Raw genomic sequence first — 14,194 nt, 5'->3', positions numbered from 1 at the left:
GATCCGCGGGCCGCCCCGGCCTCACGATTTCCTGGCGAAGATTTCCCCAAGGTTCGGAATGATGATGAATTCGCTGTCACGCTTGACCAGGCACTGGATGTAGTCCGGGCGCCAGCGCATGCCGACGCTCGGCGGCGGCTCGCCCGAGGCGCGGGCGAGCGTGGTGACCTCGTTGACCTTGTCGGTCTTCAGCCCCACCAGCGTCGCCTCGCCCTCGATCACCTGCTCGAGCACGATGATGCGGCTGTCGATCGTCGCCTCGGCCGGCTGCATGCCGAAGGCGAGCCGGATGTCGGCGAGCGGGATGACCTTGCCGCGGAAATTGATGACGCTGGAGACGAAGGCCATGCTGCCGGGAACGCGCGTCTCCGGCACCAGGTCGAGGATCTCCTGCACGATCGTCGCCTCCAGCGCGAAGGTTTCGCCGTTCAGGCAGAAGATCAGCACCTCGAGTTGCTCGGCACCGTTCCAGATCTGGTCGAATTCCTGTTTCCGGGCGATCTGGTTCATCCTGCCGCGCGCATATGCGCCTCCTGTTTCTGGCCGGCGGCCACGAGATGGCCGACATCGAGGATGAGCGCCACGCCGCCGTCTCCGAGGATGGTGGCGCCCGAGAAGGTGACGACGTCCTGATGCAGCTTCGACATCGACTTGATCACCGTCTGGTGGTCGCCGATGATCTGGTCGACGACGAGGCCGACGCGCTCGGTGCCGGTCGAGACGACGACGACCTTTTGGTGCAGTTCGGGTTCGGTCCCGGTGGCAAACAGCTCCCGCAGCCGGATGTAGGGGATCAGGCTGTCGCGCAGCGAGATGAAGCTGCGCCCGCGCGAGCGCAGGTCCTCGTCGAGCGACAGTTCGAGGCATTCCTCGACGGCGGAGAGCGGAATGACGTAGCGGCCCTTGCCGACACGGATCAGCAGCCCGTCGATGATGGCGAGCGTCAGCGGGATGCGCAGCGCCACCTCCGAGCCTTCGCCCGGCCGGCTGACGATGTCGATCGTGCCGCGCAGCGCCTCGACCGTCTTCTTGACCACGTCCATGCCGACGCCGCGGCCGGAAAGGCTGGTGATCTGCTGCGCCGTCGAGAAGCCCGGCTGGAAGATCATCTGCAGGAGGTCCTGGTCGGCGAGCGCAGCGCCGGGCTGGATCAGGCCGGAGGCTTCCGCCTTGGCGCGGACCCGTTCGCGGTTGATGCCGCGCCCGTCGTCGCGGATGGTGATGATCACCTCCCCGCCCGACTGGGTGGCGGCAAGCACCACCGTGCCGGTCTCGCCCTTGCCGCTCGCGCGCCGCTCGGCGGGCGTTTCGAGGCCGTGGTCGATCGCATTGCGCACCAGATGCACGAGCGGATCGGAGAGGCGCTCGATCACCGTCTTGTCGACCTCGGTCGTCTCGCCCTCGGTGACGAGCTCGATCGACTTGCCGGTCTCGCGGGCGAGATCGTGCACGAGGCGGCGGAACCGGCCGAACAGGCTGCCGACCGGCACCATCCTCAGCACCATCATTGTGTCGCGCAACTCGCCGGAGAGGCGCTCGACATCCTCGGAGACGTTGCGCAGGTGGATGTCGATGCTGGCATGGGCGAGCTGCGACAGGCGCGACTGGGCGATGACGAGCTCGCCGACCCGGTCCATCAGCTCGTCCAGGCGCTCGGCCGGAACGCGGACGTTTTCGGCCGCCTTGGCCGGCTTGACATCGGCCGGCACCGGCGCGGAGGCGGTCTCGCGCCGGACCGGCTCGGCGGCCTGTTCGGCGGTGCGGGGTTCAGCCTCGGCCTCCGGCGGGGATGCCTCGACCTGAAGCTCCATGTCGTCCATGACGAAGATGAAGACGTCGTCGATCGCCGAGCGCGGCGCATCGGTGACGAGATGCACGTGCCAGCCGAGATAAAGGTCCGTCGGCACGAGTTCGGCGAGCGACGGCAGCCGGGTCAGATCGACGCGGATCTCGCAGGCGCCGAGCTCGGCGAGTTCGTCGAGAAGGCCGAGCGGATTGGTGCCGTTGGCCATCGCGTTGGCCGGCAGGCGGAAGCGGATGTCGTAGGCGGTGGCGGCGGGCGCCTCGGCCGGCCTGCGCGGCCCGGATGCGGGCGGCGGCGCCCCGGCGCCGGGCGCAGCCCCTGCGCCGACGGCGGCATGGAGCCGCGCGAGCAGCCGGTTTCCGGCCTGTTCGTGGTCACCATGCGGCGTCTCGACGAGGGCGCGCATGTGGTCCTGCGCCTCGAGGACCACCGCGACGAGCTCGCTCGTCGCCGGCACCTCGCCCTTGCGCACACGGTCGAAGGCCGTCTCGCAATGATGGGTGAAGGCCGCGAGCGCGTCGAAGCCGAACATCGCCCCCGAGCCCTTCAGCGTGTGCAGCCCGCGGAACACCGCATCGATCTGGTCGTGGTCGGAGAGGTCGTGCAGGAGGTCGAGCAGGCCGCTTTCGATCTGCTCGAAAAGCTCCACCGCCTCCGTGCGGAAGACCTGGATGGGGTCGAGGGTCATTTGCCGAGCACCTTGCGCGCGATCTTGACGAGCGTTTCCGGATCGAAGGGCTTGGTGATCCAGCCGGTGGCACCCGCCGCCTTGGCCTTCGCCTTCATGTCTGCATCCGATTCCGTCGTCAGGAAGATGATCGGGATGCCGGTATGGGCAGGCGACTTGCGCAGTTCCTCGATCATCCGGATGCCGTTCATGTTCGGCATGTTGAGGTCGGTGACGATGAGGTCGAACTGGCCGCTCTTCGCCTTGTTCAGTCCGTCGAGGCCGTCCACCGCTTCGGTCACCTTGTAGCCGGCGTTCGAAAGCGTGATCTTCGTGGTCATCCGGATGCTGGCGGAATCATCGACGGTGAGAATGCTGGCACTCATTGGACGTCCTTTCGGTGAAACCAGAACCTGGACGCGTCCGCATCCATGTCCGACAGGAAGCCGGCGCGGCCGAGCGTTTCGCGGATCCGCGCGCCGACGGGGTTCGACAGGGTGAGGGAAACGCCGCGCTCGCGGGCATAGCGGCGCGCCGCCTCGAGAAGCTGGAGCACGCTCAGATCGCAATCGGCCTCCGTCTCGATCTCGAGGACGACGGAGCGACCGGCCTGCAGCGGCGCGAGCAGGCGGGCGTGCAGCCCGTCGATCGACCGGATCGTCAGCGGCGGCGTTAGCGTGAGGGGTTCCGGAACGGTCTGGCTCATGGCCGGTCTCCTTGGTTCGTCATCAGGCGACCGCCCGGACGGGGGGCGCCGGCTCCAGCGGCGGGCAATCGGAAAGGCCCATCATCGCGGCGATCTGCGGCCACTGCCGGCAGAAGGCGGCAACGCAGGCCGGGTCGAAATGGGAGCCGCTGCCGGCCACCACTTCGGCGGCTGCCTTCGTCAGCGGCCAGGCCGCCTTGTAGGGGCGCTCCGATGAGAGCGCCTCGAACACGTCGGCGACGGCGACGATGCGCCCCTCGATCGGGATCGCGCTTCCCGCAAGGCCGCGCGGATAGCCGCTGCCGTCCCATTTTTCATGGTGGCCGGCGACGATGCGCGCGGCGACGCGCACGAGTTCGGAAGAGCCCCGGTCGAGGATGCGCTCGCCGATCGCCACATGCTCGCGCATGCGGGCGAACTCGTCGGCCGTCAGCCGTCCCGGCTTGTTGAGGATGCCGTCGGGGATGCCGATCTTGCCGACGTCGTGCAGGGGCGCGGCGAGATAGACCATGCGGCAGAAATGGGCGTCATGGCCGAGCGCCTCGGCGATCAGCCGCGAGATCTCGGCGACGCGCGAGACATGGTCGCCGGTGTGGCCGTCGCGAAACTCGATCGCCCGGGCGAGCCGCCAGATCATCTCCTCCTCGCGCGCCGCGAGATCGCGCGTCGCGTCGGTGACCGCGACGGCGAGCTTTTCAGCGCGGCCGGCGATGGCGGTCTGGGCCTCGCGCAGCGACAGGAGATTGCGCACGCGCGCCTTCAGCTCGATCGAATCGAAGGGCTTGCGCAGGAATTCGGTCGCGCCCGCCTCGATCGCCTCGATCCGGATCGCCCGGTCGCTTTCGGACGTGATCATCACGATCGGCACGAGCGCATAGGCGTCATAGCGCTTCAGCGCCCGGATGACGTCGATGCCGGTCAGCCTCGGCATGGTGTGGTCGACGATGACGAGGTCGAAGACGGTGTTGCCGCAGGCGACGAGCGCTTCGGCGGGATCCACGAAGGACTGGATCTCGACGCCGCCGAGCTCCGAGAGGGCGAGCGTCAGCGCGAAGAGAACGGAGCGGCTGTCGTCAATCAGGGCAATGTTCAACGGCGTGGTCCCATGGGCGGCGGCAGTCGGACCACGACGGCGCGCAGTCACGCCGGCGGTCCGGCGGCGCTCGACGTCGCGGATGTTCGATCTGTCAGAAGACGTTCGGTAACGGCCGCATCATGCGACGGTGCATGCGTGGCGATTCCGGCGAGGAAGGACGCGCGCGGGCGATGATGACGCCGCCCGGCAAACGCCGCTGTTCGCCCGCCGCCACAACCGGTGGAAGAGGAAATGTCTTATCCTTGAAGGGCAGGTCCGTTGGAGGGAGCACTGCTTGCTATGCAGGACCATCCTAGGAACCAGTGGTTAATCCAAGGTTAAGGATGTCGCCAAGTTTGTCCGACAAAGCTTGGGATCGGAAAGGCCATCTCCTTGGAATTGTTGAAGCCTCATGACCTAGCAGGATTGACTATTGACACGATGCGAAGTGATTCGCCGACCCCCTGCCTTCCCTTGGGGAATGCCCGCTCTTTCCGCGGTCATCCGCCGTCACGCGAACGGAATTCACGCATGGAGTGTATTTCATACCGATACCCTTCGTTCCTGACCGTGACGATCAGGCGCGCGGGCGCGGCCTCCGTCTCGATCTTGCGGCGCAGGCGCGCGACGGTGACGTCGACCGCGCGGTCGCCCGGCCCGGGGCCGCGCTCGCGCAGCGCCCCGCAGAGAACGGCGCGGCTCAGAATGCGGTTCGGCCGCTCGGCGAACAGGCAGGCAAGCGCGAATTCGGCCGGCGTCAGGCCAAGATCGTTGCCGGCCGCGTCCGTCAACCTGCGGCCGGCACGGTCGAGCCGGTGAGGACCCAACATCATCAGGCCGGGCCTTTCGTCGACGGCCGCAGGCGCCGGATCGCGGAGCGGCGCGGCAGCAGGACGCCTGAGCAGGGCACGGATGCGGGCGACGAGTTCCCGCAGATCGTAGGGCTTGACGACATAGGCATCCGCACCGGCCTCCAGGCCGACGATCCGGTCGAGCGGTTGCGCCGCGCCGGTCGCGAGGATGACCCGGGCCCGGCTTTCCCGCTTCAGCCAGCGGCAGAGCGACAGGCCGTTCTCGCCGGGCAGATCGATGTCGAGCAGCACCAAAGCCGGGGGAGCGGCCGCCGTAAACAGCGCGCGCAGCGACGCCCCGTCGCCGAGTCCCTCGACGTCGAAGGCCCTCATGCGCAGATAGTCGACCACCGTGTCGCGCAGGTCCGGATCGTCCTCCACCACCACGATGCCCGTCCGCTCCGACCCGTCCGCGATCGCTCGGGATCCAGCCGTTGTCATCCGCCTGCCGCCATGAAAGAAAGGACGATGTCGCCTGCCTAGCACGGGCCGCGGCGCACGACCATCCGGCCAAGGGACGAGGACGCCGCATGCCCTCCGACGACAGACCGCGTGTCCTTCTGGTCGACGACGACGTCGTGCTGGCCGAAACGCTCGCCGACTATCTCTGCGCCCATGGCTTCGATGCACGGCCCGCCGCCGACGGCACCGAGGCGCGCTGCATCCTTGCCGGTTTCCATCCCCAGGCGATCGTGCTCGACCTGCATCTCGGCACGGAAAGCGGCCTCGACATCGCCGACGGACTTGCGGCCCGTTTCGACGACGCCGCGATGCCGGCGATCCTCTTCCTCAGCGGCGCCGCCAGCCCCTTCGAACGGGTGCTGGGACTGGAGACGACCGCCGACGATTTCCTTGAGAAGCCGATCTCCCCGCGCGAGCTTCTGGCAAGGCTTCGAGGGCTCCTGCGGCGGAGCGGCCATCCGGCCGCACCAGCGCGGCTGATGCGTCTCGGCGCGGTCGCCATCGACCTCTCGGCCCAGAAGATCGTCCATGCAGACGGAGGGGAAGATCCGCTCGGGCCGTCGGAATTCGCCCTTCTCAAATGCTTCCTCGACCGGCCGGGGCATGTGCTCAGCCGCGACGACCTCCTGGAACGGGCACCGGCGAGCGACGGCGAGGCCGCCGACCGCTCGATCGACCGCCGCATCGCCCGGCTCCGCCGAAAGCTCGAACGCGACGGTGGGAACGTGATCGAGGCGGTGCGCGGCCGGGGCTACCGTCTCGTGGCGGATGAAGGCCCGACACAGGGAGGATCGGCGCAGGGGGGATCGGCGCAGAAGGGCTGACGGACATTCGCCGTCGCATGCCGGTTCAAGCGCCTGATTTCCAGACTCTCTTATCTCGTCACCCGCGGACCCGACCCGCCGGCGCCGCCCTATCGTTTGTAGTGAAACAATTGAAACACGACGGCCGCTCCGGCCGGGATCGTGTCGTAACGTCCGTCACCGATAACAGCGTCATCCAACCGGCGGGGCCGGGGATCACGCAACAGCGACAACGGGACACGGGAGAGCGACATGGCTTACAAGAAGATCACGCTGACCAACGGCAACGACTACTGGAGCGCCGCGGACGACAGCGACTACCTCGTCTTCGGCAATGACGGCAAGGACACGATCATCACCGGCGACGGCGACGACACGATTCTCGGCGGCAAGGGCGACGACGCCCTCTACTCCGGCGATGGCGACGACATCATCGACGGCGGCGAAGGCAACGATTTCCTCGAACTCGGCTTCTATGACGAAGGCCGCGGGACGGCGCGCGGCGGCGACGGCAATGACGTCATCCGCCTGCGCACCGGCGGCGCGGAGACCGCCAAGGCCTATGGCGATGCCGGAAACGATCGTTTCGAACTGTTCGGCGGCGCGACCGCCTATGGCGGCACCGGCGACGACACCTTCGTGCTGAACGTCGACAACAACTTCCACGCCGTTCTCCAGGGCGGCGAGGGCAACGACGTCTACAGCAACATCGGCGGCGATTCGACGGCCTCCATCGTCGAGAAGGCCAACGAAGGCATCGACACGGTCCGGGTCCTGCTCGGCACCAGCTACACGCTGGGCGCCAACCTCGAGAACATCGAGGTTGACGGCTCCGTCTACGTGTCGAGCTGGGACGACCCCTTCGACTTCGAGACGCCTGCCGGCGGCGGCACGCTGAGGGGCAACGAACTGGACAACAGGATCACCGGCTCCAACCGCGGCGAGACCTTCTACGGCAATCTCGGCAACGATACGATCGACGCCCAGAACGGCCATGATACGCTTTATGGCGGCAGCGGCAACGATGCGCTTTATGGCGGAGAGGGCAAGGACAAGCTCTACGGCGAAAGCGGCAACGACAAGCTCTTCGGCGGCATCGACAACGACGTCCTCGACGGCGGCATGGACGGCAACGACTATCTCGACGGCGGCCTCGGGGCGGACGTGATGATCGGCGGCATCGGCATGGACACCTATGTCGTCGACAATGCCGGCGACCAGGTCAGCGAGGCCGGCGGCGGCGGCATCGACACCGTCAACACGACGCTTGCCTCCTACACGCTCGGCGCCGACATCGAGAACCTCAACCTCGACGGCACCGGCAACCAGAACGGCACCGGCAATGCCTCGGCCAACGTCATCGGCGGCAATGCCGCCAAGAATACGATCGACGGCATGGCCGGCAATGACAAGCTCTACGGCTACGAGGGCGACGACACGCTGATCGGCGGCGCGGGCGATGATCTCCTCGACGGCGACGACGGCAACGATACGCTCCAGGGCGATGCCGGCAACGACACGATCCGCGGCGACAACGGCGTCGACTTCGTCTGGGGCGGCGATGGCAACGACACGATCCAGGGCGGCGCGGACGGCGACGTGCTCAACGGCGGCAATGGCAGCGACACGGTCGACGGCGGCACCGGCAACGATTTCGTCAACGGCGATGCCGGCTTCGACATCCTGCGCGGCGGCGACGGCAACGACAAGATCAGCGGCGGCGCCGACATCGACGCGCTCTACGGCGATGCCGGCAACGATACGCTGATCGGCGGCGCGATGATGGACAGCCTCTGGGGCGGCTCGGGCAACGACATGTTCAAGTTCAACGCCGTCTCCGAAACCTCGACGACCGGCTGGGACACGATCAAGGACTTCGTCCGCGGCCAGGACAGGATCGACCTGTCGGCGATCGACGCCGACACGACGACCGCCGGCAATGGCAGCTTCTTCTTCTCGCCGACGAAAAGCTTTTTCGGCAGCGCCGGCGATCTCTGGACGGAAACCGCGAACGGCAACACCACGGTCTATGGCGACGTCAACGGCGACGGCATGGCCGACATCCGCATCGACGTCGTCGGCGTCACCGGCCTGACCGCCTCCGACTTCCTGCTCTGACGAAAGGCGGGCGGACAGGGAAACGGCAAGGCAGGCAGCGGCGCCCGTTCCGGAAGGAGCGGGTGCCGCTTCCGTTTCGCATATGTCTTTCCCATTGCGTTCTAAAGCACTCTTGCGCAAAATCGGTAGGGGCGCCGGCATCGCGGCGTAAGGGCGGAACGGTGGTCGATGACGTCACAGAAAGGCGCACGCCTCGTCGTCGTCGATGACGAGGAGGATGTCCGGGACATGGTGGCCGACTATCTCGGCCAGCACGGTTTTCTCGTGCGCACGGCAGACGGCGGAGCCGCGCTCGACCGCTGCCTCGCCGAGGACCCGGCCGATCTCGTGCTGCTCGACGTCAACATGCCGAGGGAGGACGGTTTCTCGATCGCGCGGCGGCTGCGCCGGCAGGGTCGGACGCCGATCCTGATGGTCACCGCCAATGACGGCATCGTCGACCGCGTCGTCGGCCTGGAGATCGGCGCCGACGACTACATCACCAAGCCCTTCGACCTCAGGGAACTGAAGGCGCGGATCCGCTCGGTGCTGCGCCGCGCGGCGATGCAGCCGGAGCCCGACCGGACCTCAGCGGCGGCGCCGCGCTTCGGCCGCCTGACGCTCGACCTCGAGGGGCGGCGGCTCGTTTCCGGCGACGGCGCGGAAGAACCGCTGACGGCGATGGAATTCGACCTCCTCAGGATCTTCGCCGGCCATCCCGACCGGCCGCTGAGCCGCGAGGAACTGCTGGCGAAGGCGCATCTGAAGGCGGCGGACGGCGCGGACCGCAGCATCGACATCCGCATCACCCGGCTGCGGCGCAAGATCGAGGCCGACCCGTCCAAGCCCGAGGTGATCCGCACGGTGCGCGGCGTCGGCTATGTCTACACCCCCTCGCGGAGCACGCCATGAACGTCACGCCGCTGACGATGACGGAAATGCCGGTCGTGGCCGGCGCCGGCGCCATCCCCGGCCGAAACGGGCTGCAGGCGTTGATCGACGCCATGCCGGCGCGCGCCGTCTTCCTCGACCTCGGGCGGCGCTATCGCTACGTCAACCGCGAGTTCCTCGATTTCGTCGGGCGGCAGGCAGAGGCCGTGATCGGCCGGCGCATCGGCGAGATCCTCGGTGAGCCCGTCGAGCGCGGCTATGCCGGCGTCGAGGCGCGGCTGATGGCCGGCGAGACCGTCCGCCGCGAGGGCTGGGCGATCTACGAGGGCCTCGGCCGGCGCTATGTGCAGGAAAGCCTGACGCCCTACCGCAGCGAGGGCGTACCGGTCGAGGGCGTGATCGCCGTCGGCCGCGACCTCACCGACCTGAGGCAGCGCGAGGACGAACTCGCCGAACAGGCGGAAATCCGCGCGGGCCAGCAGGCGCTGCATCGCGCGGTGGTCGATTCCGCGCTCGACTGCATCGTCGTCGTCGACGAGGACAGCCGGGTCGTCGCCTTCAACCGGGCGGCGGAGGCGACCTTCGGCTACCGTGCCGCCGAGGCGATCGGCCGAGCGATCGGGTCGCTCATCATCCCGCCGGAATACCGCGACCGTCACAACGCCGGCATGCAGCGCTACATGGCGACCGGCCAGGCGACCGTGCTCGGCCGCCGCGTCGAGATGGAGGCGATGCGGGCGGATGGATCGCGCCTTCCCGTCGAGCTGGCGATCACGGAAGTGCGGATTGCCGGCTCCAGGCTCTTCACCGCCCATCTGCGCGACCTGACGGCGGTGCACCACGCCCGCGCGGAAATCGAGCGCCAGCGCGACGCGCTCTACCAGACGGAAAAGCTCGCGGCCCTCGGGTCGCTGCTCGCCGGCGTGGCGCACGAGCTCAACAATCCGCTGTCGATCGTCGTCGGCCAGGCGCTGATGCTGCGGGAGCTGACGGAAACGCCCGGAACGCCGCTCGATCCGGCGAAGATGGCGCAGCGCGCCGGCAAGATCGAGGCGGCGGCCAACCGCTGCGCCCGGATCGTGCGCACCTTCCTTGCCATGGCGCGCCAGCGCAAGGCGGAACGGGCACCGGTCGACATCGACGCCCTCGTCACCGGCGCCGTCGAGATGCTCGGCTACGGCCTGCGCACGGCCGGGATCGAGGTAAGCCGCGACATCGCGCCTGGACTGCCGCGCATCGCAGCCGACAGCGACCAGTTGCACCAGGTGCTGGTCAATCTGCTGATGAATGCCCGGCAGGCGCTGGAGGAAAGCCCCCTGCCCCGGCGGATCCATCTGACGGCCGCCCATGACGCGGCCGAGGACCGCATCACGCTCAGCGTCGCCGACAACGGCCCCGGCGTGCCCGAAGCGATCCGCAGCCGCATCTTCGACCCCTTCTTCACGACCAAACCGCAAGGGACGGGCACCGGCATCGGCCTCAGCGTCTCGCGCGGCTTCATCGAGGGGCACGGCGGCACGCTGGCGCTCACGGACGGGCAAGGGGGCGGCGCCTGCTTCACCGTCAGCCTGCCGCTCGCCGCGGACACGGCCACGGACGCGGAGATGCGGCACGACGCGGGGCCTCCCGCGCCGATCATGGCGCGCCGGGCGCTCGTCGTCGACGACGAGGTCGACGTCGCCGGGCTTCTGAGCGACATGCTGGCGCCGTCGGGCTTCTCCTGCGATATCGTCACCAGCGGCGCAGCCGCGCGACGGACGCTCGACGCGGCGCCGGACGCCTATGACGTCATCATCTGCGACATCCGCATGCCGGACGAGGACGGCCCGACGCTGTTCGACTGGCTGGCGCGCACCCATCCGGCGCTTTCAACCCGCATCGGCTTCGTCACGGGCGACACGCTGGGGCCGGCCGCCGGCCGCTTCCTCGCCCGCAGCCGCTGCCCGGCGGTGGAAAAGCCGTTCACGGCCGCCGATATCGACCGGCTGGTCGACGCCGTCCTGCAAGGTCCGCGGTAAGCGCCCGACCGGCGCGCGCCGCGCGGACGCCGGCGGGGGTCGTGCACCTTTTTAAGAATGTCGTAGACAGGCTGTGATGGCTGGGGCAAGGGCCGTAAAATCCGCCGCACCAGGATTATGAGGGTCGCAAGAACATGGCAGGGTTTCCGCAAAAGGCGAAGGTCGTCATCATCGGTCTCGGGGGCATCGTCGGCGCCTCGATCGCCCACCACCTGATCGAACGCGGCTGGGACGACATCGTCGGCATCGACAAATCCGGCATCCCGACCGACATCGGCTCGACCGCGCACGCGTCCGACTTCTGCTACACCACCAGCCACGACTATCTCTCGGTCTGGACCACCCAGTACTCGATCGACTTCTACGAGAAGATGGGCCACTACGCCCGCATCGGCGGCCTCGAAGTGGCGCGCACCGGCGACGAGACCTGGATGGAGGAGATCCGGCGCAAGGTCACCTCGGCCAAGGCCTTCGGCACGCGCGCGCGTCTTGTCACGCCGCCCGAGATCAAGGCGATGTTCCCGCTGATCGAGGAGGACCAGGTGATGGGCGGCCTGTTCGATCCCGATGCCGGCCTCGTCGTGCCGCGCTCGCAGACGGTGGCCGGCAAGCTCGTCGACGCGGCGGAGAAGACCGGCAAGCTGCAGATCTTCGGCAACACGCCGGCCACAGGCCTCCTCGTCGAGAAGGGCCGCATCAAGGGCGTCGTCACCCATCGCGGGACGATCCACGCCGAGCACGTCATCGTCTGCGCCGGCATCTGGGGCCGGCTGATCGCCGAGATGGTCGGGGAGGACCTGCCGGTGATGCCGGTCGACCATCCGCTGACCTTCTTCGGCCCCTATACCGAATTCGAGGGCACCGGCAAGGAGATCGGCTATCCGCTGCTCCGCGACCAGGGCAATTCGGCCTATATGCGCGACACCGGCGACCCGAAGACCACCGAGGGCGGCCAGATCGAGTGGGGCTATTACGAGCAGACCAATCCGCGCCTCTGCCATCCGCGCGACATCCTCGAAAAGCACGAGGCGCGCCTGTCGCCCTCGCAGCGCGACCTCGACATGGAGCAGATCCTCGCGCCGCTCGAACGCGCGATGGAGCTGACGCCGATCCTCGGCGAGCTCGGTTACAACGAGGGCCATTCCTTCAACGGCCTGCTGCAAGTCTCGGCCGCCGGCGGCCCCTCCTGCGGCGAGAGCCAGAAGGTGCGCGGCCTCTGGTACTGCGTGGCGATCTGGGTCAAGGACGGCCCCGGCTACGGCAAGCTGATCGCCGACTGGATGACCGACGGCCGCACGGAGATCGACCACAATTCGATCGACTATGCCCGCTTCTACCCCCACCAGCTTGCGGAATCCTTCATCGAGGGCCGCACCTTCGAGGCGGCGCAGAAGATCTATTTCCCCGCCGTCCATCCGCGCGAACCCTATGCGACGGGGCGCGACGTCAAGCGCTCGCCCTTCTACGAGCGCGAGGTCGCGCTCGGCGGCCATTTCATGGAGCTCGGCGGCTGGGAGCGCGCCCACGGCTACAAGGCCAACGAGCACCTCCTGGAAACATACGGCGACCGCGTGCCGGTACGCGAGAACGAATGGGACAACCGCCATTTCTGGCGGGTCTCCAATGCCGAGCACCTGGCGATGAGCGAGGATTGCGGCATCGTCAACCTCAGCCACTTCTACATGTTCGACGTGGAGGGACCCGACCATGTGGCGCTGATGGAATGGGTCTGCGCCGCCAGGATCGGCGGCGATGCCAATATCGGCAAGGGCATCTACACCCATTTCCTCGACGACGAAGGCATGGTGCGCGCCGATCTGACCGTGATCCGCATGGCCGACCGCTGCCGGGTCATCGACGGCGCCGATGCGGGCCCGCGCGATTTCCACTATGTGAAGCGGCTGGCCGAGGACAAGGGTTTCGATGTCACCGTCACCGACGTCTCGGAACGCTTCGTCACGATCGGCATCTGGGGGCCGAATGCCCGCGACACGCTGAAGAAAGTGGTCGCCGATCCGGCCGGCCTCGATCCGGACGCCTTCCCCTTCGCCGCGATCCGGCCGATCGAGATCGCGGGCAAGGCGGTGACCGCCTTCCGCATTTCCTATGTCGGCGAGCAGGGCTGGGAGCTGCACATGGCCTACGCGGACGGGCTCGCGGTCTGGGATGCGCTGCGCGAGACCGGCGTCATGGCCTTCGGCGTCGAGACCTATGCCAATTCCCGCCGCATGGAAAAGAGCCTGCGCCTGCAGAACGCCGATCTGCTGACGCAGTACAACCTCATCGAATGCGACCTCGCCCGGCCGAAGGTGAAGGAGGCCGACTTCCGCGGCAAAGCGAAGCATCTCGAATACAAGGCAAGGCCCCACCAGCCGGCCATGCTCTGCACGCTGGTGATGACCGAAAACACCGACCGCCACGGCGTCAAGCGTTACCCGGTCGGCAACCTGCCGGTGCTCGACCCCGAGACCGGGGAGACGCTGGTCGACGCGCTCGGCCGCCGCTCCTACACGACCTCGATCGCCTATGGCCCGACGATCGGCAGGAACATCGCGCTCGCCTACCTGCCCTGGTCCCATTGCCAGGAGGGCCGGATCCTGAACGTCGACTATTTCGGCGATATCTATCCGGTCGAGGTCGCAGGCATCGGCTACAGGCCGCTCTACGACCCGCAGAACATGAAGCCCCGGACGTAGACGCACGCGACCACATCGGCCGGGAAACACCCGGAACGACGACGCCACCGCATCCTGCCCGATGCGGTGGCGTTTCCAGATCATGTCCAGCCGAAACGGGGTCGCTTCGGCTGGACATGGTGCG

At 67.8% G+C, this 14,194-nt stretch carries 11 protein-coding genes; 5 read left to right on the top strand and 6 right to left on the bottom strand.

Annotated elements, in window-relative coordinates:
* Positions 1-21: 21 nt before the first annotated feature.
* From ACEVQ6_RS02870 to ACEVQ6_RS02845, 6 genes are all read right to left on the bottom strand, one after another.
* Positions 22-510 carry a chemotaxis protein CheW gene (locus ACEVQ6_RS02870; protein WP_374887396.1) on the bottom strand — a complete coding sequence of 163 codons (489 nt, stop codon included), beginning with the start codon at positions 508-510 and terminating at the stop codon, positions 22-24.
* Positions 507-2,492, bottom strand: a complete 1,986-nt coding sequence (locus tag ACEVQ6_RS02865; protein ID WP_374887395.1) for a chemotaxis protein CheA — start codon at positions 2,490-2,492, stop codon at positions 507-509. The genes ACEVQ6_RS02870 and ACEVQ6_RS02865 overlap by 4 nt, the downstream gene beginning before the upstream one ends.
* Positions 2,489-2,857, bottom strand: coding sequence for a response regulator (locus tag ACEVQ6_RS02860; protein WP_374887394.1), 369 nt, complete (start codon positions 2,855-2,857; stop codon positions 2,489-2,491). The genes ACEVQ6_RS02865 and ACEVQ6_RS02860 overlap by 4 nt, the downstream gene beginning before the upstream one ends.
* Positions 2,854-3,177: an STAS domain-containing protein gene (locus ACEVQ6_RS02855; RefSeq protein WP_374887393.1), complete on the bottom strand. Its 324-nt coding sequence runs from the start codon at positions 3,175-3,177 to the stop codon at positions 2,854-2,856. Before ACEVQ6_RS02855 ends, ACEVQ6_RS02860 begins: the two co-directional genes overlap by 4 nt.
* 22 nt (positions 3,178-3,199) lie before the next feature.
* Entirely contained in the window at positions 3,200-4,270 is a 1,071-nt protein-coding gene (locus ACEVQ6_RS02850) for an HD domain-containing phosphohydrolase (protein WP_374887392.1), read from the bottom strand.
* Between the two features lie 482 nt (positions 4,271-4,752).
* The gene (locus ACEVQ6_RS02845) at positions 4,753-5,544 is read right to left on the bottom strand and encodes a response regulator transcription factor (protein WP_374887391.1); all 792 of its coding nucleotides are present in this window, start codon (positions 5,542-5,544) and stop codon (positions 4,753-4,755) included.
* Positions 5,545-5,633: 89 nt separating this feature from the next.
* Between ACEVQ6_RS02845 and ACEVQ6_RS02840 the strand changes: the two genes are divergently transcribed.
* The 5 genes from ACEVQ6_RS02840 to ACEVQ6_RS02820 all read left to right on the top strand — a co-directional run bounded on the left by ACEVQ6_RS02840 (position 5,634) and on the right by ACEVQ6_RS02820 (position 14,070).
* Positions 5,634-6,389, top strand: a complete 756-nt coding sequence (locus ACEVQ6_RS02840; protein ID WP_374887390.1) for a winged helix-turn-helix domain-containing protein — start codon at positions 5,634-5,636, stop codon at positions 6,387-6,389.
* A gap of 231 nt (positions 6,390-6,620) precedes the next feature.
* Positions 6,621-8,486, top strand: a complete 1,866-nt coding sequence (locus ACEVQ6_RS02835; protein WP_374887389.1) for a calcium-binding protein — start codon at positions 6,621-6,623, stop codon at positions 8,484-8,486.
* Between the two features lie 168 nt (positions 8,487-8,654).
* Positions 8,655-9,377, top strand: coding sequence for a response regulator (locus ACEVQ6_RS02830; RefSeq protein ID WP_374887388.1), 723 nt, complete (start codon positions 8,655-8,657; stop codon positions 9,375-9,377).
* A complete protein-coding gene (locus ACEVQ6_RS02825) occupies positions 9,374-11,374 on the top strand; it encodes a PAS domain S-box protein (protein WP_374887387.1) in 2,001 nt (666 codons plus the stop codon). The genes ACEVQ6_RS02830 and ACEVQ6_RS02825 overlap by 4 nt, the downstream gene beginning before the upstream one ends.
* A 134-nt stretch (positions 11,375-11,508) precedes the next feature.
* Positions 11,509-14,070: a GcvT family protein gene (locus ACEVQ6_RS02820; RefSeq protein WP_374887386.1), complete on the top strand. Its 2,562-nt coding sequence runs from the start codon at positions 11,509-11,511 to the stop codon at positions 14,068-14,070.
* Positions 14,071-14,194 lie beyond the last annotated feature (124 nt).

Origin of the sequence: Ensifer soli, assembly GCF_041928815.1 — a bacterium.
In the GTDB taxonomy this organism is placed as follows: domain Bacteria; phylum Pseudomonadota; class Alphaproteobacteria; order Rhizobiales; family Rhizobiaceae; genus JBHFEI01.
This window is presented reverse-complemented; position numbering and strand designations above follow the sequence as displayed.

What these genes read in the sequence shown, in the direction of transcription:
- ACEVQ6_RS02870 (WP_374887396.1), bottom strand. Translation starts at nt 510, where the DNA reads ATGAACCAGATCGCCCGGAAACAGGAATTCGACCAGATCTGGAACGGT.
- ACEVQ6_RS02865 (WP_374887395.1), bottom strand. Translation starts at nt 2,492, where the DNA reads ATGACCCTCGACCCCATCCAGGTCTTCCGCACGGAGGCGGTGGAGCTT.
- ACEVQ6_RS02860 (WP_374887394.1), bottom strand. Translation starts at nt 2,857, where the DNA reads ATGAGTGCCAGCATTCTCACCGTCGATGATTCCGCCAGCATCCGGATG.
- ACEVQ6_RS02855 (WP_374887393.1), bottom strand. Translation starts at nt 3,177, where the DNA reads ATGAGCCAGACCGTTCCGGAACCCCTCACGCTAACGCCGCCGCTGACG.
- ACEVQ6_RS02845 (WP_374887391.1), bottom strand. Translation starts at nt 5,544, where the DNA reads ATGACAACGGCTGGATCCCGAGCGATCGCGGACGGGTCGGAGCGGACG.
- ACEVQ6_RS02840 (WP_374887390.1), top strand. Translation starts at nt 5,634, where the DNA reads ATGCCCTCCGACGACAGACCGCGTGTCCTTCTGGTCGACGACGACGTC.
- ACEVQ6_RS02835 (WP_374887389.1), top strand. Translation starts at nt 6,621, where the DNA reads ATGGCTTACAAGAAGATCACGCTGACCAACGGCAACGACTACTGGAGC.
- ACEVQ6_RS02830 (WP_374887388.1), top strand. Translation starts at nt 8,655, where the DNA reads ATGACGTCACAGAAAGGCGCACGCCTCGTCGTCGTCGATGACGAGGAG.
- ACEVQ6_RS02825 (WP_374887387.1), top strand. Translation starts at nt 9,374, where the DNA reads ATGAACGTCACGCCGCTGACGATGACGGAAATGCCGGTCGTGGCCGGC.
- ACEVQ6_RS02820 (WP_374887386.1), top strand. Translation starts at nt 11,509, where the DNA reads ATGGCAGGGTTTCCGCAAAAGGCGAAGGTCGTCATCATCGGTCTCGGG.